Origin of the sequence: Mycetocola sp. BIGb0189 (genome assembly GCF_024810155.1) — a bacterium.
Lineage (GTDB): Bacteria > Actinomycetota > Actinomycetes > Actinomycetales > Microbacteriaceae > Mycetocola > Mycetocola lacteus.
Genome location: NZ_JANUED010000003.1, coordinates 474,461 through 500,224 on the forward strand (window position 1 = coordinate 474,461; position 25,764 = coordinate 500,224).

General features: G+C 67.1%; 19 protein-coding genes. All 19 read right to left on the reverse strand.

Annotated elements, in window-relative coordinates; translation table 11 throughout:
- Positions 1–2 precede the first annotated feature (2 nt).
- The 19 genes from M2390_RS06935 to pyrR all read right to left on the reverse strand — a co-directional run bounded on the left by M2390_RS06935 (position 3) and on the right by pyrR (position 25,621).
- Entirely contained in the window at positions 3–1,334 is a 1,332-nt protein-coding gene (locus M2390_RS06935) for an ABC transporter permease (RefSeq protein ID WP_121688575.1), read from the reverse strand.
- Positions 1,331–2,977, reverse strand: a complete 1,647-nt coding sequence (locus tag M2390_RS06940) for an ABC transporter permease (RefSeq protein WP_310503968.1) — start codon at positions 2,975–2,977, stop codon at positions 1,331–1,333. The genes M2390_RS06935 and M2390_RS06940 overlap by 4 nt, the downstream gene beginning before the upstream one ends.
- A complete protein-coding gene (locus tag M2390_RS06945) occupies positions 2,974–4,509 on the reverse strand; it encodes an ABC transporter ATP-binding protein (RefSeq protein ID WP_259177757.1) in 1,536 nt (511 codons plus the stop codon). Before M2390_RS06945 ends, M2390_RS06940 begins: the two co-directional genes overlap by 4 nt.
- Positions 4,510–4,637: 128 nt before the next feature.
- Complete coding sequence (locus tag M2390_RS06950) at positions 4,638–5,720, reverse strand: BMP family protein (RefSeq protein WP_259177758.1); 1,083 nt, start codon at positions 5,718–5,720, stop codon at positions 4,638–4,640.
- Positions 5,721–6,122: 402 nt separating this feature from the next.
- Positions 6,123–8,288 carry a hypothetical protein gene (locus M2390_RS06955; RefSeq protein ID WP_259177759.1) on the reverse strand — a complete coding sequence of 722 codons (2,166 nt, stop codon included), beginning with the start codon at positions 8,286–8,288 and terminating at the stop codon, positions 6,123–6,125.
- Positions 8,289–8,375: 87 nt separating this feature from the next.
- Complete coding sequence (locus tag M2390_RS06960; RefSeq protein WP_259177760.1) at positions 8,376–10,061, reverse strand: RsmB/NOP family class I SAM-dependent RNA methyltransferase; 1,686 nt, start codon at positions 10,059–10,061, stop codon at positions 8,376–8,378.
- On the reverse strand, positions 10,058–11,023 hold the full coding sequence (gene fmt / locus M2390_RS06965) for a methionyl-tRNA formyltransferase (RefSeq protein ID WP_259177761.1): 966 nt from the start codon (positions 11,021–11,023) through the stop codon (positions 10,058–10,060). The genes M2390_RS06960 and fmt overlap by 4 nt, the downstream gene beginning before the upstream one ends.
- 48 nt (positions 11,024–11,071) lie before the next feature.
- On the reverse strand, positions 11,072–13,075 hold the full coding sequence (locus M2390_RS06970; protein ID WP_259177762.1) for a primosomal protein N': 2,004 nt from the start codon (positions 13,073–13,075) through the stop codon (positions 11,072–11,074).
- Positions 13,076–14,269, reverse strand: coding sequence for a methionine adenosyltransferase (metK, locus tag M2390_RS06975; protein WP_121688561.1), 1,194 nt, complete (start codon positions 14,267–14,269; stop codon positions 13,076–13,078).
- A gap of 56 nt (positions 14,270–14,325) precedes the next feature.
- Positions 14,326–15,528: a bifunctional phosphopantothenoylcysteine decarboxylase/phosphopantothenate--cysteine ligase CoaBC gene (coaBC, locus tag M2390_RS06980; RefSeq protein ID WP_259177763.1), complete on the reverse strand. Its 1,203-nt coding sequence runs from the start codon at positions 15,526–15,528 to the stop codon at positions 14,326–14,328.
- A 10-nt stretch (positions 15,529–15,538) separates the two neighbouring features.
- A complete protein-coding gene (gene rpoZ / locus M2390_RS06985) occupies positions 15,539–15,796 on the reverse strand; it encodes a DNA-directed RNA polymerase subunit omega (RefSeq protein ID WP_030143478.1) in 258 nt (85 codons plus the stop codon).
- A gap of 67 nt (positions 15,797–15,863) precedes the next feature.
- Complete coding sequence (gene gmk, locus M2390_RS06990) at positions 15,864–16,793, reverse strand: guanylate kinase (protein WP_259177764.1); 930 nt, start codon at positions 16,791–16,793, stop codon at positions 15,864–15,866.
- Positions 16,794–16,874: 81 nt separating this feature from the next.
- The gene (gene pyrF, locus M2390_RS06995) at positions 16,875–17,708 is read right to left on the reverse strand and encodes an orotidine-5'-phosphate decarboxylase (RefSeq protein ID WP_259177786.1); all 834 of its coding nucleotides are present in this window, start codon (positions 17,706–17,708) and stop codon (positions 16,875–16,877) included.
- Between the two features lie 71 nt (positions 17,709–17,779).
- On the reverse strand, positions 17,780–21,091 hold the full coding sequence (carB, locus tag M2390_RS07000; RefSeq protein ID WP_259177765.1) for a carbamoyl-phosphate synthase large subunit: 3,312 nt from the start codon (positions 21,089–21,091) through the stop codon (positions 17,780–17,782).
- The gene (gene carA / locus M2390_RS07005; protein ID WP_259177766.1) at positions 21,091–22,248 is read right to left on the reverse strand and encodes a glutamine-hydrolyzing carbamoyl-phosphate synthase small subunit; all 1,158 of its coding nucleotides are present in this window, start codon (positions 22,246–22,248) and stop codon (positions 21,091–21,093) included. The genes carB and carA overlap by 1 nt, the downstream gene beginning before the upstream one ends.
- Positions 22,245–22,769, reverse strand: coding sequence for a hypothetical protein (locus M2390_RS07010; RefSeq protein WP_259177767.1), 525 nt, complete (start codon positions 22,767–22,769; stop codon positions 22,245–22,247). Before M2390_RS07010 ends, carA begins: the two co-directional genes overlap by 4 nt.
- On the reverse strand, positions 22,762–24,132 hold the full coding sequence (locus M2390_RS07015; RefSeq protein WP_259177768.1) for a dihydroorotase: 1,371 nt from the start codon (positions 24,130–24,132) through the stop codon (positions 22,762–22,764). Before M2390_RS07015 ends, M2390_RS07010 begins: the two co-directional genes overlap by 8 nt.
- Positions 24,129–25,085, reverse strand: a complete 957-nt coding sequence (locus tag M2390_RS07020) for an aspartate carbamoyltransferase catalytic subunit (protein ID WP_259177769.1) — start codon at positions 25,083–25,085, stop codon at positions 24,129–24,131. The genes M2390_RS07015 and M2390_RS07020 overlap by 4 nt, the downstream gene beginning before the upstream one ends.
- The gene (gene pyrR, locus M2390_RS07025; RefSeq protein WP_121688553.1) at positions 25,085–25,621 is read right to left on the reverse strand and encodes a bifunctional pyr operon transcriptional regulator/uracil phosphoribosyltransferase PyrR; all 537 of its coding nucleotides are present in this window, start codon (positions 25,619–25,621) and stop codon (positions 25,085–25,087) included. The genes M2390_RS07020 and pyrR overlap by 1 nt, the downstream gene beginning before the upstream one ends.
- Between the last annotated feature and the right edge of the window lie 143 nt (positions 25,622–25,764).

The following is a 25,764-nucleotide window of genomic DNA, read 5'->3' on the forward strand; positions in this document are numbered from 1 at the left end:
GACTATCCCTTAATGTAGGGCTTGCCGGACGCGGCCGGGCCCACCGATTGGCCCACGAGACCGGCCACCGCCAGGATGGTCACCACGTAGGGCAGCATGAGCATGAACTCGCTGGGAACCGGGGATCCCACCGCTGCCAGCACGTTCTGCAGGTTCGAGGCAAACCCGAACAGCAGCGCGGCCAGGGTCGCGCGGATCGGGTCCCAGCGACCGAAGATCACGGCCGCAAGGGCGATGAATCCGGCACCGGCAACCATTTCCTTCTGGAACGAGCCCACCGACACCAGGGTGAAGTAGGCACCACCCAGACCGGCGATTGCACCGGCCAGCGAGACGTTCCAGAACCGGGTACGAGCCACGTTGATACCCACGGTGTCGGCGGCCTTGGGGTGCTCACCCACGGCGCGCAGGCGCAGACCCCAGCGGGTCTTGAACAGGCCGAGGAAGACCAGGGCCACCACCACGTACATGACGTAGACGAGGGCCGACTGGTTGAACAGCACCGGTCCGATGACCGGAATCTCGCTCAGGCCGGGAATCGCCACCGGAGCCAGACGCGGAGCGGTGTTCAGCGTCGCGGCGTCCTTGGTCAGAACCGAGGAGTAGAGGAACGAGGTGAGGCCGGTGACCAGCACGTTCAGCACCACACCGACGATGACCTGGTCCACCAGGTACTTGATCGCGAAGGCGGCGAGCACAAAGCTCACCAGCACACCGGCGACCATTGCGGCGACCAGACCAACCCAGGGGCTGCCGGTCAGCGAGGCAACCATGGCCGAGCAGAACGCACCGGCCAGCAGCTGGCCCTCGATGGCGACGTTGACCACACCCACACGCTCGGAGATCACACCACCCATCGCACCGAAGATCAGCGGCACGCTGAGGCTCACGGTTCCCAGCAGCAGACCGGTGACCGGCACATTGTTGCCCACCATGGCCCAGGCCAGGAAGGCCACCATGAAGGCCACCGCGAACACAACCACCGAGGCGGTGACGATGATACGGCGGGTGCGCGGGATCAGGGTGCCGGTCTTCAGGGTTGCCCAGATGACCAGGGCGGTGAGGACAATCAGCAGTACGGTGACCACGCGGCCGGTGACGGCGGCGTCGGTTTCCCAGGTCGGCAGGCTGATCATGTCATCGGGGTTCGACCAGCGGAAGCCGGTCTTTCCCTCACGCGGGAAGACCACAAACAGCAGGATCGACACGACGCTGAACACGGCCAGCGCGATCGCGGCCTTCCAGCTGCGCAGCTCCTTCTTTTCCAGGACCTCACTGATCGCGGCATCGGCCGCGGGAGTCACGACCCGGGTGTTGTCGTTGTGTGCGCTCATGCCGAAACCGCCTTAGAGTTGCGACGCAGCGGACGGCGCTTGAGCTTGCCGTCGGCCGAGGGGATGAAGAAGATGGCGCGGATCAGCGGCGGGGCGGCGATGAACAGCACGATGAGGGACTGAACCACACCCACGATGTCCACCGAGACACCCTCGGCGGCCTGCATGGCGAATCCACCGGCCTTGAAGGCACCAAAGAGGATACCGGCGGCGAAGATGCCCCACGGACGCGAGCGACCCAGCAGGGCCACGGTGATCGCATCGAAACCGATACCGGCATCGATGCCGGAGGTCAGGCCATCCGGGGTGGTACCGAGGATCTGCATCACACCGGCCAGACCAACCAGTCCACCGGCCAGAGCCATCGCCCACACGTAGGTGGACTTGACGTTGACACCGGCAACCAGTGCGGCGTTGGGGTTGGTACCCACCGCGCGGAACCGGAATCCGGTGCTCGAACGGTTCAGCAGCCACCACACACCCGCGGTGGCGAGCACCACGATGATGAAGCCGGCGTGCAGCTTGTAGTTCGGTCCGAGGATCGCCGGCAGAACCGCGGTCTCCAGCATCGGCGGCGACTTCGGGTTGACCGAACCCGGTGCCTGCAGCAGGCCCTGGGTGCGCAGCATGAAGGAGATCAGGTAGAAGGCGATGTAGTTGAGCATGATCGTCAGGATCACCTCGTGCGCACCGGTGCGCGCCTTGAGGAATCCGACGATTCCACCCCAGATCGCACCGGCCGCGAGACCCGCGAGGATCGCAACGGGCAGGTGAATCCACATCGGCATCGGGAAGGAGAATCCGACCCAGCCGGCGGCAGCGGCGGCAACCAGCATCTGGCCACGACCACCGATGTTGAACAGGCCTACGCGGAAGGCGAGGCCCACACCCAGACCGGCCGCGATCAGCGGGGTTGCGTAGGTCAGGGTGTCGGTCAGCGGACGAATACCGCTGGCGAAGTCATCCCGACCGAAGTTGTAGATGGCACCCTGGAACAGCGAGCTGTACGCACCGGAGACCGAGCTCCAGACGGCCCCAAAGAAGTCTCCGGGCTGGGCGAAGAAGTATCCGGCGGTTTCCTGCACGTCGCTGTTAGTCAGCGCGATCAGGATGCCACCGATGATGAAGGAGACCAGCACGGCCAGCAGCGTCAGAACGATCGGGCCGTTCATGATCTCGCGCAGCACGCGGTTGGTGGCCGGCTCATCGGCGGAGGGCTTGGCATCGCCCTCGGCAACGGCCTTGGCCGCCGCCTTCTGCTGTGCCTTGGTCGCGGCCTTGCCCACAGCCTTGGCTGCAGGGGCAGCTTCCGGAGCCGGGGCTACGGGAGCGGAGGCTGCCTCGGAGGCGACCGGCTCGGTTTCGGTGGCGGCGAGGATTGCATCCTCAACCTCCTCCACGTGTCGGTGGTGCGCCTCCGCGGCCGCCAGTTGGGCGGCGGTCGGGGCGGCATCCACACCGGAGATCGGCTCGCTGGGAACCGCGTCGCTGGAGGCCGCCGCGAGAACCGCCTCGGCGATCTCGTCGGCGTGCGTGGCTTCGTGCGCCTGTGCCTCGGCGTTCTCGGCTTCCTGGCGGCGGCGCTCGGCGCGCGTCGCGGGCTGCTCGGCCTCGTTTTCGGGGTTCATGGGCTCCTCGTTCACGCGGTCACCTCGGCGCTCGCGTCGGTTGCTTCGGCGTGACGTTCGCCGGCCATCATCAGGCCGAGAACCTCACGCGGGGTGTTCGCGGGCACGATGCCCACGATCTCGCCCCGATACATCACGGCGATGCGGTCAGCCAGGGCCACCACCTCGTCCAGCTCGGTCGAGACCACGATCACCGGCACGCCGGCGTCACGGGTGGCGACCATCCGCTTGTGGACAAACTCGATCGAACCCACGTCGATACCGCGGGTCGGCTGCGCGGCCACAAACAGGGCCAGGTCGCGGCTGAGCTCGCGGGCCAGCACAACCTTCTGCTGGTTACCACCGGACAGCTCACTCGCAAACGAGGTGATGCTGCCCGAACGGATATCAAACTCGGTGCGCTTCTCGGTGGCAAAGGCATCGCGGAACTCGCGCTGCACATTGCCGGCCTTCACAAAGGGGGCACCGGTCGAGCGGTCGAGCATCAGGTTTTCGGCGATCGTAAACTCGGCGATCAGGCCGTCCCGGTTGCGGTCCTCGGGGACAAAGCCCACGCCGGCATCCAGGATGCTACGCACGCTGCTGCCCAGGATCTCGCTGCCGTTCAGCGTGATGCTGCCGGACACCTTGTGCTGGAGGCCCAGCAGCGCCTCGGTGAGTTCGGTCTGGCCGTTGCCCTGCACGCCGGCGATGGCGAGGATCTCGCCCTGACGCAGCGAGAAGGACACGTCGTTCACAACCTTGAGGCCGTTCTCGTCCATGACCGTCAGCCCGGAGACCTTGAGCACCTCGTTGCCCGGCTTGGCGGGCTCCTTGTGCACGGTGAGGTCCACCGAACGGCCCACCATCAGCGCGGCCAGCTCGGCGTTGCTCGCGGTCGGTTCCGCCTCGCCCACAATCTTGCCGAGGCGGATCACGGTGATGGCGTCGGCCACCTCGCGAACCTCACGCAGCTTGTGGGTGATGAATACGATCGAGCGTCCCTCGGCACGCAGCTGCTGCATGATCGCCATCAGTTCGTCGGTTTCCTGCGGGGTCAGCACGGCCGTGGGCTCATCGAAGACCAGCACGCGGGCGTCCTGGGAGAGCGCCTTGATGATTTCCACACGCTGCTGCACACCAACCGGGAGGTCTCCCACTCGGGCGTCGGGGTCCACATCGAATCCGAAGCGTGCGGAGATCTCGCGCACGCGGGCGCGCGCCTCCTTCATCTTGAGCACACCGGCGAACCCGGCCTGCTCGTGACCCAGGATGACGTTCTCGGCGACGGTGAAGACCGGCACCAGCATGAAGTGCTGGTGCACCATGCCGATGCCGGCGCGCATGGCGTCGCCGGGACCGGCAAACTGCTGAACCTCATCGTCCAGCAGGATTTCGCCACCGTCGGCCTGATACAGACCGTAGAGCACGTTCATCAGGGTGGACTTGCCGGCGCCATTTTCGCCGAGCAAGCAGTGAATCTGACCGGGCTCAACCACCAGGTTGATCCGGTCGTTTGCGGTAAAGGCACCAAATTTCTTGGTGATCCCGCGAAGTTCGAGTTTCATTCTGTCCTTCTCAGTACAGCGGGGTACAAAGCGAATTCGACCGGGGTCTGGTCGAATAACGGGGCACGCGTCCGGGGGAACGAATGGTGTTTCGCTCCCCCGGACGCGGCTGTACTACGTGCCGAAAATTACTTCTTCGGCGACGAGGGGGACTTCACGACGATCGAGCCGTCGATGATGCCCTTCTTGATGGTGTCCAGCTCTTCCTGCAGCTTGGGGTCAACCTTGCTCTCGAAGTCGTGGAACGGAGCCAGGCCAACGCCGTTGTTCTCCAGGGTACCGATGTAGGCGGTAGCGTCGAACTTGCCCTTACCGGCCTGGGTCACGATGTCATCGGTTCCCGACTTCATCTGCTTCAGCACCGAGGTCAGGTACAGGTCCTTGTCGGCCGGAGCGGTCTCGTAGAGGTCCGCGTCCACACCGATCATGGCGACGTCCTTCTTGGAGTCCTTGATCGCGGTGATTGCGGACTGGAAGACCGGTCCACCCACGGGCATGATGACGTCGACGTTCTGCTCGATCAGACCGGCAGCAACCTGCTTGGCGGTGTCGTTGGCGGCGAAGTCACCGGTGAACGAACCGTTCTGGGTGTCAACGTTCCAGCCGCGGACCTGAACGTCCTTGCCCTTCTGCTCGTTGAAGTACTTCACGCCATCGGCGAAACCATCCATGAAGATGGTCACGGTCGGCAGCTGCATACCACCGAAGGTGCCGACAACGCCGGTCTTCGAGTAGGAGGCGGCGGTGTAGCCGGCGAGGAAGGAAGCCTCGGCGGTGTCATAGATCATGTGCTTGACGTTGGGCAGGTCAACCTGGTTGTCGTCAAGGGTCACGAAGTGGGTCTTGGGGTTAGCGGTAGCGGCAACCTTGGTGGCGTCCGACAGCTTGAAACCAACGGAGAAGATGATCGAGCAGTTCTGATCAACCAGGCTGGTCATGTTGGGTGCGTAGTCGTCGTCCTTGTCCGACTGTACGTCCTTGTACTTCACGCCCAGCTTCTTCGCAGCCTCAGTCAGGCCCTCGAAGCTCGACTGGTTGAACGACTTGTCATCGAACCCACCGGAGTCGGAAACGATGCAGGGCAGGAACTTGCTGTCGGCAGCACCGCCCTCAGCAGGCTTGGTGGGTGCCTGGCCACAGCCAGCCAAAAGCGCGATAACGCCGAGCCCGGCGATACCGGCGGCGGCCGCCTTACGAACGGAAATAGTCACGGGTTAGACCTCCAGAATGCGTCCTCGCCGATCGCGAGGGTCTGTGCCAAACGTTACCTAATGTTTCGGGGCCCTGGGCCTTCGCCCACGCGGCCGAAACACAAGTGTTACATCCGTGCTATGGACGGTGGGTAGCCGTGCGGCGAATTCTCGGGACTTTTGCGCGTTAAACCCTTAACGCGACCTCATTGAACGAATCTGGGACTTCTCGGCGTGTCGCCAGGTTATGGGCGCATCCACAGGCTCGTTTGACCCACCTGATTCTCGAGGCGTTCCCAGCCCGCAATCGAGCGACACTCCTCGCTCATACGGCACCGCCCCGCGCCTCGAACCAGGTCGAGACGCGGGGCGGTGACGCAGGGCGCACGCGGGCTGTCCGATACCGCGAGCGGGGCGATCGGGCTAGATCACGTCCCGACGCCGAGCGCGCAGAGCCATCACGGCGCCCAGAGCCAGAATCAGCCCGGCACCACCGAGCGCAAGGAGCGGCGAGGACCCGGTGTGAGCGAGACCGCCGCTCTTCCCCTCCGGGTCACCCGGGGTGGTTCCGGCGCCGGCCGTGGAGGAGCCGGGGCCCGGGTGTCCGTCGGTTCCGGGCGCGGCACTCGGAGCGGCGGTCCCGGTCGGCGTCGTAGAGGGCTCGAGGCTCGGGTCCGTGCTCGGCTGCGGGGACGGTTCTGTAGTCGGCCCGGTAGACGGATCGGTTGACGGGTCCGGGTCGGGGACGGCCGCCACCAGCGGCAGCTGCAGAGCCGCATCCAGGCTGCGGTCCCCCGGCGTCGCACTGAGCAGGACCACGGAGTAGTCCACGCCGGGCTTCATGGTGCCCGCGGACGGCCGCACCGAGCGGTCAAAGAACCCGTTGCGCAGGTTCCAGCCCGGCTCGATCTCGACCCTGGTGACCGCATCTTCGGCGAGGTAGTCCGCGCCGCGCGCGTTCCAGCTCGCGGTGGGCACGATGCCGTAGATCAGGTTGGTCTTGGGGGTGCCAAAACCGCCCCCGAGCACGTCGATATCATTGTTTTTGGTCACATCGAACCGGGTGCCCGCGGGGTGGCTTTCGACGTTCAAACGCAGGGTGGGTGTGGTCGGGGCGGGGAGCACGGTGAAGTGACCGATACTGCTCACCACGTCGGGACCATGCCCGTTGCGGGCCAGGGTCCGGTACTGTGCGCCATCCCAGTCGGCGGGCACGGCATCCACCACCATCGAACGCGAGTTCAGGAGTCCGTCGCCGGGCAGGACGTTGGCCCAGGACTTTCCACCGTCACGGCTGAGCTGCGGCACGTAGACGGGCTCGGGGTAGCCGGTGAAGCCCGAGGTGACAAACGCCTGAGAGCCGGCGTAGACGACGCGGTTACGCGGCTTGGAGTCCTCCCAGGGCAGCACGAGTGCCTGCACATCCACAAACGCGTCGTAGGTGTTGGCGGAGAGTGATCCCGCCTGCACGCTCAGACGATAGTAACCGGCATCTCCGACCTTGCGATCGGCCAGCACCAGGCTGGCCTCGGTAGCGCCCTCGACGTTTTTCCAGGGACCGCGCCAGCTGTCGGCACGCTGCCACTGGTAGGTCATCGGAATGTTGGTTGTGGCCGCACCGGTGAGGGTCACGGTGTCGCCGGGCAGCGCCTGAACGCCGCTGGGCTGCCGGGTGATCGTGATCGGCTGAATGTCGGCATAGTCAGGGACTCCCCCGGCCAGGCTCAGGGTCACGCCATAGGGAACCTTCTTGGCATCCCCCGATCCACCGCTGGAGTGCCAGTAGGTGGTGAGGCCCGACCGGTAGTGGAAGTCCACCATGTCCGTGGGCCAGGATCCCCAGCCGGTCGGGTTCGCGGCCTTGGTTGCCGGGGAGATCGCCGAGTCCTTGCTGCGCGGGGACGCCGGGTTTTTCGGATCGATCAGTGGGAAGTAGTCGGTGCCCGCATAGTGCGGGGTCGAGCGGATCTCATTGCCCGAGATGCTCACGCCGTCAAGCTCCAGGATCGTTGCGTTTTTCACCGGGGTCAGCGGGGTGATCGCACCGGAACCTCCGGGGTCACCGGCCGAGCCACCCAGGGTTGCCCGGATCACGCCGTGTCCGGTGGCATCCACATCGAGCACCGGATCCTGGATGTACCAGGGCACCAGGCCGCCGTAGGAGTAGATCGTGAATGCGCCGGTCCAGGCGATATGCGCCTCGCCGGTCGCCGTGTTGTGTTGGCCGGTGCCACCGGTGAACAGCGCACGCTGGCGCGAGTCATCGCCCACCATCGGCAGGCAGCGGTTATCGCGGGTGACCTTCAGCGCATCGCCGTTTGCCGCACGCTTGAGCAGGGTCACGTTGCCCTCGGTGGTGCGATAGTCGGCATCGGTGCCGTCGGCGATGCCTGCGACGAAGTACGAGCAGGCACCGCTGTTGCTGGTGCCCTGAGATACGGCGTTGACGCCCCACTCGAAGGTTGCGGTGGTAATGGGGGTTTCCTCGCCGGGGGCGGCGAGGGCCGGTGCGGCACCCACGCCTCCGGCAAGCAGCGCGAGGGTAACGCCGGCGGCGCTCCACGCGGAGAGTGTACGAGAAATTGGCACGGTAACTTCCGGGTCAAATAACGGGGGACGGTTAAGCGTAGCCTAACCTAACCCTGTTAATCGACTCGGAACGATACCGTGTTGCCGCTAGGCGGTGTGAGACTCCCCCACGCGGAACAGTGCGATGAACATCGCGTCGGTTCCGTGACGGTGCGGCCAGAGCTGCACGGTCGATCCGTCACCCACGATCAGTCCCTCGCCGAGGTCCAGCGGGGTGTTGGTCACACCGTTGAGCAGCGCCTGGGTGTCCAGCAGGGTGACCTCCGGGTGACGGCGCAGGATCTCGGAGACCACACCGCGAGTTTCGGCAATGTGCGGCGAGCAGGTCACATAGGCCAGCAGGCCGCCGGGCTTGGTTCCGGCCACCGCGGAATTTACCAGGTCCAGCTGGATCACGCCGAGTTCGGCGAGGTCCTTGGGGGTCTTACGCCAGCGCGCCTCGGGACGACGACGCAGCGCGCCGAGTCCGGTACACGGGGCGTCCACCAGGATGCGATCGAAGCCCTGCGGGTGACGCTCACCCCAGTCGCGGGCATCCGAACGGCTGACCTCAACCTCTTCGGGCAGCACCGAGAGGGCACGGCGCACCAGGTCGGCGCGGGCGGGCACCACCTCGTTGGCAATCAGCGTTGCGCCGGCGTTCAAGGCCTCGGTGGCCAGCAGCACGGCCTTGCCTCCGGGCCCGGCACACAGGTCGCTCCAGGTTTCCCCGGCGGCGATCTCACGCGTCCGGGTCAGGGTCAGGGCCGCGAGCTGCGACCCCTCATCCTGCACCCGGATCAGCCCGGCGGCGGCACGAATCACGGCCTCGGGATCTCCCCCGCCCAGGGTAAACGCCAGCGGCGAGTAGGCGGCAGGCTCGGCCTCGGCCGGCTTCTCGACCCGCTCGGGCAGCGCAATATAGGTGACCTTCGGAGCTTCATTGTCGGCGGCCAGCGCCGCCTCAAGCTCGTCGACCCGACCCTCGGCGCGCAGCGACTGGCGCAGCGCACGCACGATCCACTCGGGGTGCGAGTGCAGCAGGCTCAGGCGCTCATCCTCACTGGTGGCCGATGCGGCCACGCGCTCACGCCACTCCTCGGGCGAGGTGCGGGTGATCCCGCGCAGTACGCCGTTAACAAATCCGGTGGAGGAGCGTGAACCGACCTCGCGAGCCAGCGACACCGACTCGTTGACCGCCGCGTGGGCGGCCACGCGGGTGCCGAGGATCTGGTGCACACCCAGGCGCAGGACGTCGAGGATTTCGGGATCGATCTGGTCGGCCGCACGGTTGGCCGCAAGCTCAATCACCCGGTCGTAGTAGCCGCGCAGGCGCAGGCTGCCATAGCAGAGTTCGGTGGCCAGGCCCGCGTCGGCCGAGCTCAGGGCCGCGCGACGAATCGCCACGGGCAGCAGCAGGTTGGCATACGCGTCATCCGAGCGCACGGCCACGATCACGTCATAGGCGACCCGGCGGGCGGGCTGGACGGCGTCCCCGGCGCGCTCATTGGCGGCGGGTGCGTGCCCGGGGCGACGCTGGCCGCCGCCACGGGGTCCACGTCGCTCTCCGCCACGCTCGGTGTTGCCACGCTCGGTACCGCGGCGCTCACTGCTTGAACCCGACTCACGAACCGGGCCGCGACGCTCCCCGGAACCATTGCCAGCGCCCTCCCCGGCACGGGTGGGCTTGCCGGTGTTCGGCCCACGGCGGGCGGGTCCGGTGCCGCGGGGTCCGCGACGCTCGGGGCCGCGGCCCTCGGGGGTGGAGCCTGGGCGTCCGTCGTACTCGCTCATCGGGTTTCCCCCTCGGTAGAAGTGGTTGCAGAAAGGTCTGAGGAAAGCGCTGCGCGCGGTGTGGGATCGGCACCGAGGCCGCGCCACCAGGAGCCGGCGTCCATCGCCTGCTTCCCGGCGGGCTGAACCCGCAGCAGTTCCAGGGCACCGTCGAGGGTGCCCACCAGCACGCGCTTGCCTACCAGGCGGATTACTCCGGCCTCCAGATCGGTTTCGGTGGCGCGGGCCGCGCGCAGGATCTTGAAGCGTGCGCCATCCACCAGGGTGTAGGCACCGGGCTCGGGAGTGACCCCGCGATAGCGGTTGTAAAGCTCGTGCGCCGGAGTATCGAAGGTCAGCAGCGCATCGTCCAGGCCGAGCTTGCCGGCAAAACTCGGCTCACCCTGCTGGACCGCGGAGGTCGCGCTACCGTCGGCGATGGCATCAACCGTGCGTGCCAGCTGGGCGGCTCCGGTCTCGGCGAGGGCCGCCAGCAGCTCCCCGGCGGTGATGTCGGGATCCACCGGGTGAACCTCGCTGGAGATGATCTCGCCCGCGTCGAGCTCTGCCACGAGATTAAAGATGTCGGTGCCAATCTCGGTATCGCCGTTGATCAGCGCATGCTGCACCGGCGCCGCCCCACGCCAGGCGGGGAGCCGGGAGAAGTGCAGGTTGATCCATCCGTGCGTGGGCGAGGACAACAGGGGCTCGCGGATCAGGCCACCATAGGCCACCACGACACCGAGGTCGGCCTCGATCCGCGCCAGGGTCTCCCCGGTTTCGCCGCCCAGGCGGGCGGCGCGGGTGGTCGGAACCCCGGCTTCCTCTGCCAGAGCCGCAACCGGCGAGGGGGTCAGGACACGCTTGCGTCCGAGCGGAGCATCCGGTCGGGTCACCACGTGCACCACCTCGTGGGGTCCCTCCAGCAGAGCCTTCAGGCTCGGCAGGGCCACCTCGGGGGTGCCGGCGAAAATGATCTTCACGGTAAAAACTCCTGATTTAGTTCACGCATCGGGGCTCGATCCGGGCGGCTAAAGCCTGATCTCCGGGTCATCGAACCGAACCTTAAGTGTAGGGGCCGCACGGCCCGGACGCGCACCCGCGCGCGGTGCGCGGCGTTTTGTCGCGTACTCGATGACCGCAGCCCGCAGCTCCTTGGCCACTCGGGCACCGGCCGCATAGTCAAAACGAACCACCGCGCGGGATTCCCCGGTGGGGCGTCCGGTCTCCTCCAGGATCACCGGAACCGGCCCCAGGATGTCGCCCGCGGGCAGACCCTCCAGGCTCGTGAGCACCTCACCAATCGCATCGGTCTGGCCGGTGATCGTGGCCAGACGTACGGCCGGCGGGAAGCGCAGCGCGCGACGGTCGTTGAGCTCGGCGCTGGCAAACTCCGCCTGGTTCCAGGTCGCAAAGGCACGGGCAAGCTCCCCGCCCACCCCCACCAGCAGCACCTGCGCTCCGGGCGCGGCGAGGGCCGCCGCATGGGACCACCAGCGCAGGCAGTCCGAGGCGATACTCAGCGATTCGGCGGCGAGCATCCGATCCCCGTCCAGCAGCAGCACCGCGCGGTAGCCGCCGTGGGCGATGGGTTCGGCGCCGCGGGTGGCCACGATCAGCGCCGGGCGATCCGGGACCGTGAGCACGGTCTTTTCCCCGTCGGCGACGATCACCGTGGTCGCCGGGAACGCGCGCCCCAACTCCTCGGCCGTGCGTCCGGTCCCCCGGGTCACCAGGCGAAACTCGGTGCCCTCACAGGTCGCGCACACCCAGCCGGCGGCCAGGTGACCACACAGCGTACAGGCAGGCGTCGCCCCGCGCGAGGGAATACCGAGCGGACCGTGACACGCGGTGCAGCGCGCCGCGTCCCCGCAGCGCTTACAGGAGAGCATCGGCGCATATCCCGGACGCGAGACCTGTACCAGTACCGGCCCCTCGCGCACCGAATCGGCGATCGCCTTCCATGCCGCCGAGGGAATACGTGCGGCGGCGGCCGGTCCCTCACCCTGATCCTGCTGCTCGGTGACGATAATTTTGGGGCGCTGACGCGGCTGCGGATCCAGCGGGCGGATAAAGCCCATCTCGACCAGGCGCTGGGTCTCGACACTGCGCGAGTGCGCGGCAAACACCAGCGCCGCCCCAGACTGTTCCTGCCGAATCAGCGCCGCATCCCGGGCGTGCACGTAGGGAGCAAGCGGTTCGGCGTGCAGCGGGTCGCCGTCGTTCCAGAGGGCGATCAGGCCCAGGTTGTGAGCGGGGGCGTACACCGCCGAGCGGTTGCCGATGATGATCCGCGGCCGTGGTTCCAGCGCAGCGAGGAACGCCCGATAGCGGTCGGGATTGGGCTGCTTGGCGTCCATCCGCAGAATATCCACGATCGGGACCCGCTCCTCGAGGGCGAGCAGCAGCTGGTCCAGGTCGCGGTAGTCGGGGACCACCAGGATCGCGCTCTCCCCCGCCGCATAGCGATCCAGCGCAACCTCGGCCAGGGTGATGGCCCAGCGTCCAACCGGGGCCTCCTGCGGACCGGGAAGCACGCCGGGCAGCGCGTCCAGCGCGATCCGCTCATGTGCCGCCAGGGCCTCAGCCAGGGCGTCCGGATACCCGGTGATCGGCGTCGCCGAGACCTGCGGAACCGGCGGCGCCACATCGGCCCCCTGCTCCTCATGCTCGGCGATCCAGGCACGCTCCACCCGCACCTGACGTCCAGGCACCGCGAGGCGCAGGATTCCGTTGGCGGAGCCCGCGGCACGGTCGGCGGCCCGCCGCGCGAGCGCCCACACCTCGGGGGTGAGCACCCGCGCCGGGGAGACCACCTCGCCGAGGTCGCTGAGCTTGCCGGTGAATTCGGCATCGCTGGTGACCTCGACGATATAACCGGCGGCCCCGTTCTTCAGCGACCGCCAGGGCACCACAACCCGCACCCCGGGCAGCGCGACATCGGCGAGTTCCGGCGGAATGCGGAAATCGAACGGATGGTCGAGTTGAGGCAGGGGCGAGTCGATCAGCACCCTGGCGATGCTGGCCGAGGTCATTTAGATTCCGGCGGCGCTTCGCAGGTCGGCGACCCGGTCGAGCTTCTCCCAGGTGAAGTCGGGGAGCTCGCGGCCGAAGTGGCCGTAGGCGGCGGTCTGACGGTAGATCGGACGCAGCAGGTCGAGGTCACGCACGATCGCGCCGGGACGCAGGTCGAAGACCTCACGAATGGCCGAAACAATCTGCTCGTCGGGCACGTGGTTGGTGCCGAAGGTCTCGACATACAGGCCCACCGGGGCGGCCTTACCGATCGCGTAGGCGACCTGGACCTCAAGCTTCTCGGCGAAACCGGCGGCCACGGCGTTCTTGGCTACCCAGCGCATCGCGTAGGCGGCCGAACGGTCCACCTTCGACGGGTCCTTACCGGAGAAGGCACCGCCGCCGTGACGGGAGGCACCGCCGTAGGTGTCGATGATGATCTTGCGACCGGTGAGTCCGGCATCACCCATCGGTCCCCCGATCACGAAGCGACCGGTGGGGTTGATCAGGGTGTTGCGGCCCGAGGTGTCGAGGTCGAGCTCGGCGAGCACCGGGTCGATGACCAGAGCCTCAACCTCGCGGCGCAGACGCTCGGTGGTCACCTCGTCGCGGTGCTGGGTCGAGAGGACAACGGTCTCCACGGTGCGCGGGATGATGCCCTCATAGCCGATGGTGACCTGGGTCTTGCCGTCGGGACGCAGGTAGTCGAGCTCCCCGCTCTTACGCACCTCGGAGAGGCGCTCGGCAAGGCGGTGCGAGATCCAGCTGGGCAGCGGCATGTACTGCGGGGTCTCGGTGGTGGCGAACCCGAACATAATGCCCTGGTCGCCGGCACCCTGCAGGTCCAGCGCGTCGGCGCTGGTGCCCTCACGGGTCTCAAACGCGGTGTCGACGCCCTGGGCGATATCCGGCGACTGCGCGCCGATGGAGACGTTCACACCGCAGGAGGCGCCGTCGAAACCGGTCTCCGAGCTGTTGTAACCGATGCCCAGGATGACATCGCGTACGATGGCCGGGATCTCCACATACGCGGAGGTGGTGACCTCGCCGGCGACCTGGACCAGGCCGGTGGTGACCAGGGTTTCCACGGCCACGCGGGCGGTGGGGTCCTCGGTGATCAGGGCGTCGAGGATGGAGTCGGAGATCTGATCACAGATCTTATCGGGGTGCCCCTCCGTCACGGACTCGGAGGTAAACAGGCGCAGATCGGTCATGGTGATACTCCTCAAAGGTGCTGCGAGACTATAAAAATCGCGGTGGTTAACTCGGGCTATCCGGCGGTGATCGCGGTGAGGATGGCGTCGGCCACCTCGCGCTTCGAACCGGAAGCTTCCCCAACTATAGTGCCGGTGGCATCGAGGATGATGACCGTGTTACGGTCGGCGCCAAATCCGTCATTCCAGCCCACGGCGTTCAGGCACAGGAAGTCGCAGCCCTTGCGTGCGAGCTTGGCTCGACCGAGCTCCAGGAGGTGTTCCCGGTCACGCGAGGTTTCGGCGGCAAACCCGACGATAATCTGCTCGGGACGCGCCAGCGGAACCAGCCCGGCCAGGATGTCCGGGTTCTTTTCCAGCTCCAGGGTGAGCGTGTCCCCACGCTCCTCCTTTTTGATTTTTGTTTCACTCACCTGCACCGGACGGTAATCGGCCACGGCGGCGGCCATGATCACGATGTCCGCGGCGGGCAGCGAGGTGTGCACCGCGCGCTGCAGCTCGGCGGCGGTCTGCACGCCGTGGCTCGGCACGTGATTCGGCAGCGTCTCATCGATCGAGGCGGTGATCAGTTCCACATCGGCCCCGCGCAGGTGGGCGGCGGTGGCCAGGGCAATGCCCTGCTTGCCACTGGAACGGTTACCCAGGTAGCGCACCGGGTCAAGGGGTTCGCGGGTGCCACCCGCGGTGATCAGGATGCGACGACCGCGCAGGTCGCCGGCGGCATCGGGCACCAGGCCGAGCCCCGCATCCACGATGTCCTCCGGCTCGCTCATCCGTCCGGGACCGCTGTCGGTGCCGGTCAGCTGGCCACTCTCGGGGCCCACAACGTGGATACCCCGCTCGCGTAGGGTTGCCACATTCGCCACCGTCGCCGGGTTCTGCCACATCTCGGTGTGCATCGCCGGGGCGACCAGCACCGGCGCACGCGTGGCCAGGATGGTGTTGCCCAGCAGGTCATCGGCGATGCCCGCCGCCAGCTTGGCGAGGGTATTGGCGGTGGCCGGGGCGATGATCACCAGGTCGGCACGCTGGCCCAGGGCCACGTGACGCACCTCGGACACGTCGGTGTACAGATCGGTGGCCAGCGGCTGGCGCGAGATTGCCTCCCAGGTGGGCGCACCCACGAAGTTCAGCGCGTGCTCGGTCGCGATGACCTGAACACGGTGTCCCGCACGAACCAACAAACGGACGACACCGACTGCCTTATACGCAGCGATGCCGCCCGTTACCCCGACAACAATGTTGAGCGCGGAGGTCATTGGGAGATTATTACTCGGCGATCGGCTTGATCGTGAGCTTGTCCTCGTTGATCTCGTGCATCGCGATCGACAGCGGCTTGTCTTCCATGGTCGAGTCGACCAGCGGACCAACGTTGTCAAACAGCGAACCCTCGTGCAGGTCGGTGTAGTAGTCGTTGATCTGACGGGCACGCTTGGAGGCGAAGATCACCAGAGCGTACTTGGACTCAACCTTGGTGAGCAGGTCGTCGATCGACGGATCGATAATTCCCTTGGGCTTTTCAACCATGTGGTTCACACTCCTCGTGTGGTTTACGCGGGGTTAGCGCGGTGGTGAACGGTGCGATGGGCGCGGATCAGCGCGCGGCGACACCGCGAAGCTGAATCAAGTCTACGACCTCGGCCGCCGCTTCGGCGACTTCACCGTTGACAATTTGATAATCGAACTCATCCGCGGCCGCCAATTCGGTGCGGGCGGTCTCCAGGCGGCGCGCCTGTTCCTCCGCGGATTCGGTGCCCCGACCGGTCAGTCGACGCACGAGTTCCTCCCAGCTCGGCGGGGCCAAAAAGACCAGCGCGGCCTCGGGCATGGCGTCCTTCACCTGGCGTGCCCCCTGGATGTCGATTTCCAGGATCACGCTGGTTCCGCGAGACAGGGCCTCACGAACCGGGCCGCGCGGGGTGCCGTAGCGGTGCACGCCGTGCACGGTGGCGTATTCGAGCAGTTCGCCGCGCTCGATCAGTGAGTCGAACTCGGCGTTGTCCACGAAGTAGTAGTCCACGCCGTGGGTCTCCCCCGGACGCGGTTCGCGGGTGGTCGCCGAGATGGACAGCTGAACCTGCGGGTAGTTTTCGCGAATGTGACGCACCACGGTGCCCTTACCCACGGCGGTGGGTCCGGCGATCACCAGGAGCTTGCTGACCGGGTGGCGCCCGAGAGCCGCACGCTGGTGCAGGAACTCCTCCAGGCGCACACGCTGGTGCCGACCGAGTCCGCCCAGGCGCTTGGCCGGGGAAATGCTCAGCTCCTCCAGGATGCGACCGAGCTTGGTGCGACCGATCGCCGGGATGGCCAGCAGGAAGTCGGTGATCCGCAGGCGGCCCTCGACACCCTCGGGCTCGGCGGTCGCCGCGGCCAGCACGTCCAGCGGGCGACGAGTACCCGAGGCGATCTCCGCCTTCACGGCCGCGCGCGCACGGCGGGCAGCCACGGCCGCCCGCGAGGCGGCAACGCGGTCTACCTCGGGCAGGTCACGGGTGACCGCCGAAGCCTCGGCGGCGCTCATGCTGACACCACCACGGTGACACGAGCGGCGAACGCCACGAGAGACTGGGGGGCTACTCGGCGAGGCCGATGCGGGGTCGTACTAGGCACGGTCATACTCCACGGCGATTTCCTGGGTCATAGAAACAATTGCTCCCGTGATGTTACCTGGTCCGGCCGCAAGAACGCTGCGCGACGCCGAAACAATCACACCGGGTGCCAGCGGGCCGTAAATTTCACGGGTATCCGCGAGGCGCGCACCCTGCGCACCGAAGCCCGGCGCGAGGATCGGCAGCGCCGGCTCGGGAGCTTCATCATATGACAGATCGAAGTCGGCCAGATTCAGGGTTGCACCAACAACCAGGCCCACGCCGCCGAAGGGGCCAGGCTCGGCGAGATTCCAGGCGGCAATCTCGTCCACGATCTGCCGGGATACTCGGCGTCCGGACTCCTCCACGCGGGCGCGTTGGATTGCGCGCCCCTCGGGATTCGAGGTTGCGGCGAGCACAAACAGGCCCTTGCCGCGCTCGCGGGCGAGCTCCATGGGCTTTCGGATCGAGCCGACACCCTGGAAGGCGCTGATGGTCATCGCATCGGATTCGAGCGGTGATCCCACGGCCATCCAGGACTGTCCGTAGGCCTCAACCGAGGTGCCCACGTCGCCGCGCTTGCAGTCGGCGATCACCAGGATGCCGGCGGCGCGGGCGGTCTGGATGACCTCCTCCAGCGCCGCATAGCCCGCCGAGCCGAAGCGCTCAAAGAACGCCACCTGCGGCTTGACGATCCCGGCACCACCCTGCACCGTGGCCTCGACCACGCGCAGGCCAAACTCGCGCACACCGGCGGCGCTGTCGGCCAGACCCCACTCCTCCAGCAGGAAGGAGTGCGGGTCGATGCCCACGCACAGGCGGCCGCGGCTGGCAAACACATCCGCCAGCCGCTGACCGAAGCCGGTGCCGGTTGCCCCGGCGGCGAGGTTGCCCTCGCCGCCGGGGGTCACGGCCGCGCTCACGCGGAGGCCGGAGCCGAGGCCGCGAGGCGCTCGGCGCGGTCGATCGCGTAGTCCTGCAGCGAACGCACCTCGAAGCCGTTGCGGATGGCCTCGATCGAGTTCACCGCGGCCGAGAGCTCGGCGATGGTGGTGAACAGCGGCTTGTCCGCGGCCACCGTGGCGGCGCGGATCTCGTAGCCGTCGGCGCGGGCGCTGGAACCGGACGGGGTGTTGATCACAACGTCGATCTTGCGGGCGTTGATCAGGTCCACGATCGTGGGGTCGCCGTCCACCGAGCCCTCGCTGTGCTTGCGCACGGTGCGGGCCTGGATGCCGTTGCGGATCAGGATCTCGGCGGTTCCCTCGGTGGCCAGCAGCTCGTAGCCGAGCTCCTGCAGGCGCAGGGCGGGCAGCACGATCGCACGCTTGTCCTCATCGGTGACCGAGACGAACACGGTACCGCTCAGCGGGATGGCGCTGGAGGCCGCGGCCTGGCTCTTGGCGAAGGCACGCGGGAAGTCGCGGTCGATACCCATGACCTCACCGGTCGAGCGCATCTCCGGGCCGAGCAGCGAGTCCACGACCTTGCCCTCCTTGGTGCGGAAGCGCTTGAAGGGCAGCACGGCCTCCTTGACGGCAACCGGGGAGTCCAGCGGCACACGCGAGCCGTCGACCTCGGGCAGCATGCCCTCGGCGATCAGCTCGTCGATGGTCTTACCCACCATGAGCAGCGAGGCGGCCTTTGCCAGCGGGATACCGAGCGCCTTGGAGACGAACGGTACGGTACGCGAGGCGCGGGGGTTGGCCTCGAGGACGTAGAGGATACCGGCGCTGATCGCGAACTGTACGTTCAGCAGGCCGCGCACGCCCACACCCTTGGCGATGGCCTCGGTGGCCTCGCGGACGCGGTCGATCTGGGCGCGACCCAGGGTCACCGGGGGCAGGGTGCAGCACGAGTCACCGGAGTGGATACCGGCCTCCTCGAGGTGCTCCATGACGCCACCGATGTAGAGGCGGTTGCCGTCGTAGAGGGCGTCCACGTCGATCTCAATTGCGTCATCGAGGAAGCGGTCCACCAGCAGGGGGTGATCCGGTCCGATCAGAGCCTGACCCTCCTGGCGCACGAAGTAGTCGCGCACGGCCTCGGTCGAGTAGACGATCTCCATGCCGCGGCCACCGAGCACGAAGCTCGGACGCACGAGGACCGGGTAACCGATGGTCTCGGCGACCTCGATGGCCTCCTCCACGTTGTGGGCGATGCCGTTGCGCGGGGCCAGCAGGCCACCCTCGTCGAGGATGCGGGCGAACTCGCCCCGCTGCTCGGCGAGGTCGATGTTCTCCGGGGTGGTGCCGAGGATCGGTACACCGGCGTCCTTGAGGCCCTGGGCGAGACCCAGTGCGGTCTGGCCGCCGAGCTGCACCACAACACCCACGAGCTCGCCGGACTGGCTCTCGGCGTGGATGACCTCGAGGACGTCCTCGAGGGTCAGCGGCTCGAAGTACAGACGGTCCGAGGTGTCGTAGTCGGTGGACACGGTCTCGGGGTTGCAGTTGATCATGATGGTTTCGAAACCAGCATCATGCAGCGCGAAGGAGGAGTGCACGCAGGAGTAGTCAAACTCCACACCCTGGCCGATGCGGTTCGGGCCGGATCCGAGGATCACAACCTTCTTGCGGTCCGACGGTGCCACCTCGGTCTCGAAGTCGTAGCTCGAGTAGTGGTACGGGGTGAGGGCGGGGAACTCGCCGGCACAGGTGTCGACGGTCTTGAAGACCGGTCGCAGACCGAAACCGTGGCGGATGCCGCGGACCTCGGCCTCGGTGAGGCCGCGCAGCTGGGCGATCTGGGCGTCGCTGAAGCCGTGGTCCTTGGCCTGGGCCAGGACGGACTCGCTCAGCTCATCCGCACCGGCCACGAAGTCGGCGACATCGTTGATCAGGGCGATCTGGTCGATGAACCAGGGGTCCATACCGGTAGCCTCGAAGGCCTGCTCGACGGTGGCACCGGCGCGCAGGGCCTGCTGCAGGGTGACGATACGACCGTCGGTCGGGGTGGCCGACACGGTCAGCAGCTCCTCGGCCGAGCGGGTCTCGGTACCCCAGTGGAAGGAGGAGCCGCGCTTCTCAAGCGAGCGCAGTGCCTTCTGCAGGGCGGTGGTGTAGTTACGACCGATGGCCATGGCCTCACCCACCGACTTCATGGTGGTGGTCAGGGTCGCGTCGGCGGCCGGGAACTTCTCGAACGCGAAGCGGGGAACCTTGACCACGACGTAGTCGAGGGTCGGCTCGAAGCTGGCCGGGGTCACCTTGGTGATGTCGTTGGGGATCTCGTCCAGGCGGTAGCCGATGGCCAGCTTGGCGGCGATCTTGGCGATCGGGAAGCCGGTGGCCTTGGAAGCCAGCGCCGAGGAGCGCGACACACGCGGGTTCATCTCGATGACGATGATGCGGCCGTTGGAGGGGTCGATCGCGAACTGCACGTTGCAGCCACCGGTGTCCACACCCACGGAGCGGATGATGTCGATGCCGATGTCGCGCATGCGCTGGTACTCACGGTCGGTGAGGGTCAGCGCCGGGGCCACGGTGATCGAGTCACCGGTGTGCACACCCACGGGGTCGACGTTCTCGATCGAGCAGACCACAACGGTGTTGTCGCTGCCGTCACGCATGAGCTCAAGCTCGTACTCCTTCCAGCCGAGGATGGACTCCTCCAGGAGCACCTCGGTGGTCGGGCTGGACTGCAGACCGTCGGTGGTGATCCGGATGAGCTCCTCTTCGGTGTACGCGAAGCCCGAGCCCAGGCCACCCATGGTGAAGGACGGACGCACAACCAGGGGGTAACCCAGGTCCTTGGCGTACTCGACGGCCTCCTCCACGGTGTGGGCGATGTGCGAGCGGGCAACGTCGGCGCCGGCCTCGATCACGAGCTCCTTGAAGAGCTGGCGGTCCTCACCCTTCTGGATGGCCTCGATCTTGGCGCCGATCAGCTCGACGTTGTACTTCTCCAGGATGCCCAGCTCGTCGAGCTGGATCGCGGCGTTCAGCGCGGTCTGTCCACCCAGGGTGGGCAGGATCGCGTCGGGACGCTCCTTGGCGATGATCGATTCGATGACCTCGGGGGTGATCGGCTCGACGTAGGTGGCGTCGGCGAAGTCGGGGTCGGTCATGATCGTGGCGGGGTTCGAGTTGACCAGGATGACCCGGATTCCCTCGGCGCGCAGCACGCGGCACGCCTGGGTGCCGGAGTAGTCGAACTCACAGGCCTGACCGATGACGATCGGGCCGGAGCCGATGACGAGGACGGAGTTAATATCGTCGCGCTTGGGCATTACTTGGACTCTCCCTTACCGGCGAGAACTACCTCGCGGAAACGTGCAAAAAGATAGTGGGCGTCGTGCGGGCCGGCCGCAGACTCCGGGTGGTACTGGACGCTGAAGGCCGGGATGTCCAGGCAGCGCAGGCCCTCCACGACGTTGTCGTTCAGGCTGTAGTGGCTGACCTCGACCTGGCCGAAGCCCTCGGGCGACTCGTGCGAGCCCTCGATGGGCAGGTCCACGGCGAAGCCGTGGTTCTGCGAGGTGATCTCAACCTTGCCGGTGGCCTTGTCGAGCACGGGCTGGTTGATGCCGCGGTGACCGAAGGGCAGCTTATAGGTGTCAAAGCCCAGGGCACGGCCGAGCAGCTGGTTGCCGAAGCAGATACCGAAGTAGGGCAGACCGGCGCGCAGCCCCGCACGCAGCACCTCAACCTGGCCGGAGGCCGCGGCGGGGTCGCCGGGTCCGTTGGAGAAGAAGAAGGCGTCGGTCTTCAGGGCCAGCAGGTCATCGGGGGTGATGTTCTGCGGGACAACGATCACGTCGAAGCCCTGGTCGGCGAGGTAGCCGAGGGTTGCGCGCTTCACACCGAGGTCGAGCACGGCAATCGAGCCGATCCGCTCGGTGGTGGCGGGCAGGGTGTAGTTCTCGGTGGTCGAGACGGTGGCCGAGAGGCTGAGGCCGGCCATCTGCTCCCCCGCGTTCACCTGGGCCACCAGGGCCTCGGCGTCTGCGGAGTAGTCGGCACCGGAGAAGATGCCGCCGCGCATCGATCCGGCCGAGCGGATGTGGCGGGTCAGGGCGCGGGTGTCGATGCCGGAGATCCCGACGACGTTGTCCTCGACCAGGTTGTCATCGAGGGTGCCCTCCGAGCGGAAGTTGGAGACGCGGCGGGAGGGGTCGCGGACGACGTATCCGGAGACCCAGATCCGATCCGATTCCATGTCGGTCTTGTTGACGCCGGTGATGCCGATGTGCGGGGCGGTCATCACGACGATCTGACCCGCGTAGGACGGGTCGGTCAGGGTTTCCTGGTAGCCGGACATGCCGGTGGTGAAAACAACCTCGCCGAGGGTGGTGCCGGTCTTGCCATAGGCGGCACCCTCAAAGCGGGTGCCATCCTCCAGGACGAGGACGGCCGGTTCGGCGGAGCCGAATGCGGTGGTGGTCATGCTGAAATCTCGCTCTCGGTGGGGGTGGGAGTGGGGGCGGCGGCGATCTTTTCAATCGCGGCCAAAATGTTGGCGTGGTCGCCCTGGTCGATCACCCGGATGTAGCTATCCACATCCTGCTCGGGTGCGCGCCAGGCGAGCACGATCAGACCGTCGCGTTCGACCACACGGTCGATCGTCCAGGTGGCGGTCTGTGCGCCGTACACGGTATCGGGGGCGAAAAACACGGGGGCTCCGCCTCGGGCTTCGAGGAGAATGCCCTCCGCATTCACGGTGATCCGGGCGCGGGCGCGGAAGGACAGGCCGTTCAGGGCGAGTCGTTCCAGCGGAGCGCCGGGCCGGGTGGAGGCCACGTAGAACGCGTCGGCTGAGGCCAGCTCGGTGAGGTTTCCGGGAATCACACCGTTCAGGGTGATTCCCCCGTCTCGTCGCGATCGCTTTCGCCAGCCCAGCCACATCAGGACAAACAGTCCCGCGAGGAAGGCAACGATGATCAGCGTGGGGACGAGCGGGTTAGGCATGCGATGCTACCAATTCCTGGATCTTTTCAAGCGGTACCAGCTCCCCACCCAGCACCGTGGCGTATCCGCGGTGGAAGGTTGCCTGGACCCGGCCCGGAAGGCTGGTTCCCAGGTACGGGGAGTTGATCGAGCGCCCGCGCAGGTCTGCGACGGCGAAGTCGGACCGGGCGGCGGGGTCGTAGAGGGTGATCTCGGCGGGGTTGCCCACCGCGATCGCGAGGCCCTGGCCGGAGATGCGGCCGATCTGGGCGGGGGTGCGGGACATGACGCGCTCGACATCTGCCCAGCCGATCAGGCCGGTCTCAACCATCGACTCGTGCACCACGCTGAGCGCGGATTCGAGGCCCACCATGCCGTTCGCGGCCTCGGCCCACGCGCACTCCTTGGCCTCGGCCGGGTGCGGTGCGTGGTCGGTGGCGACGATGTCGATCGTGCCATCGGCCAGGGCCTCGCGCAGCGCGAGGACGTCCTCGGCGCGGCGCAGCGGCGGGTTGACCTTATAGCGTGCATCATAGGAGCGCACGAGCTCCTCGGTGAGCAGCAGGTGGTGCGGGGTCACCTCGGCGGTCACGTTGATGCCGCGGGCCTTGGCCCAGCGGATCACCTCGACCGAACCGGCGGTGGAGAGGTGGCAGATGTGCAGGCGCGAGCCCACATGCTCGGCGATCAGCACGTCGCGGGCGATGATCGACTCCTCGGCCATCGCCGGCCAGCCGGTCAGTCCCAGCTCGGCCGAAACCGAACCCTCGTTCATCTGCGCACCGGGGGTGAGCTTGGGGTCCTGGGCGTGCTGGGCGATCACGCCGTCGAACGCCTTGACGTATTCCAGCGCGCGGCGCATGAGCTGCGGGTCGGAGACGCAGAGGCCATCGTCGGAGAAGACGCGCACCTTGGCGCGGGATTCGGCCATCGCGCCGAGCTCGGCCAGGCGTTCTCCGGCCAGGCCCACGGTGACCGCACCGATCGGCTGCACGCGGGCGTAGCCGGCCTGCTCGCCGAGGGAGAGCTCCTGCTCCACCACGCCGGCGGTGTCGGCCACCGGGGAGGTGTTGGCCATCGCGAACACCGTGGTGTAGCCACCGGAGGCGGCGGCGCGGGTGCCGGTCAGCACGGTTTCGCTGTGCTCGAAGCCGGGCTCGCGCAGGTGGGTGTGCAGGTCAACCAGGCCGGGCAGGGCGATCAGGCCCTCGGCGTCCACGGTGGTCGCACCGGCGCGGGTGAGTCCGTTGCCCAGCTCGGCGATGACGCCGTTTTCCAGGATCAGGTCGGTGGTGTCGCCCGAGGACAGGCGTGCGCCACGGATCAGGTAGGTCTCGTTATGCACGGCGGTGTCCTTCGAAGTCGTGGGAGTGGGGGTGGTCATCGCTGGTCCTCGCGTTCTCCCGAGAGCAGCAGGTACAGGGCGGCCATCCGGACGGATACACCGCTCGACACCTGCTCAAGCACCGTCGAACGCGGCGAGTCTGCGGCGCCGGAGGAGATTTCCAGTCCGCGGTTCATCGGACCGGGGTGCATCACAATGCTATCGCCTGTGAGGCGGGCCAGACGCTCATCATCCAGGCCCCAGCGGCGGGAATATTCTCGACTATTGGGGAAGAACGCATCGTGCATCCGCTCCCCCTGAATGCGCAGCATCATGACCACGTCGGGGTTTTCTGCCAGCACGGCGTCCAGGTCGTAGGACACCGCGGCCGGCCAGCCCTCGATCCCCACGGGCAGCAGGGTGGGCGGGGCGACCAGCGTGACGTGCGCGCCGAGGCTCGCAAGCAGCCACACGTTCGAGCGAGCGACCCGCGAGTGCAGGATGTCGCCGACGATCACCACGTGCACGCCGTCGAGGTCGCGGCCGCGGGAGGCTCCGGCACCGTGGATGCGGCGACGCATGGTGAAGGCATCGAGCAGCGCCTGGGTGGGGTGCTCGTGGGTGCCGTCGCCGGCGTTGAGAATGCCCGCGTCGATCCAGCCGGAGGCGGCCAGGGTGTGCGGGGCACCGGAGGCACCGTGACGGATGACCACGGCGTCGGCACCGATCGCGGCGAGGGTCTGGGCGGTGTCCTTCAGGCTCTCACCCTTGGAGACCGAGGAACCCTTGGCGGAGAAGTTGATGACGTCGGCGCTCAGGCGCTTAGCGGCGGCCTCGAACGAGATGCGCGTGCGGGTGGAGTCCTCGAAGAAGAGGTTCACCACGGTCTTGCCGCGCAGCGTGGGCAGCTTCTTGACCTCGCGCAGCTGGGTGTCGGCCATATCCTCGGCAACGTCGAGGATATTCAGGGCGTCGGCGCGGGAGAGGGTGCGGGTGTCCAGGAGGTGACGCACTAGAGGCTCTCCCCGATGGTCACGCGGTCTTCGCCGTCGATCTCGACCAGCTCCACGTTGATCCGCTCGGACTTCGAGCTGGGCAGGTTCTTGCCCACGAAGTCGGGACGGATCGGCAGTTCACGGTGACCGCGATCCACCAGGGTGGCCAGGCGCACGGCGCGGGGGCGACCGATGTCGCCGAGGGCGTCGAGGGCGGCGCGAATGGTGCGGCCCGAGTAGAGCACGTCATCGGCGAGGACCACGGTCTTGCCGTCGATGCCGCCGGCGGGGATGCTGGTGGGCTGCGGCGAGCGCGTCGGGATGCGGCCGAGGTCGTCGCGATACATGGTGATATCGAGCGAACCGACCGGAACCTCCTGCCCGGAGAACTCCTCAAGCAGCGCCGCCAGGCGGGCCGCGAGGTACACGCCGCGGGTGGGAATGCCGAGCAGAATCAGATCACCCGCGCCACGATTGGATTCAAGAATCTCGTGTGCGATACGGGTGAGCGCCCGGGAAATGTCAGCCTGCTGAAGCACGATACGTGCACTCATAGGGCCTCCCTTCTTCGCCTCTCTGGACGACCTTAAAGGTTGACTGGTGTACAACGTTTCTACCCTAGCACCGCCGGAGCCCTCGGCGCTCGCACACTCGGTCCACGGAGGTGGGCAATCGTGCGCAAATTGCGTGCGGGACC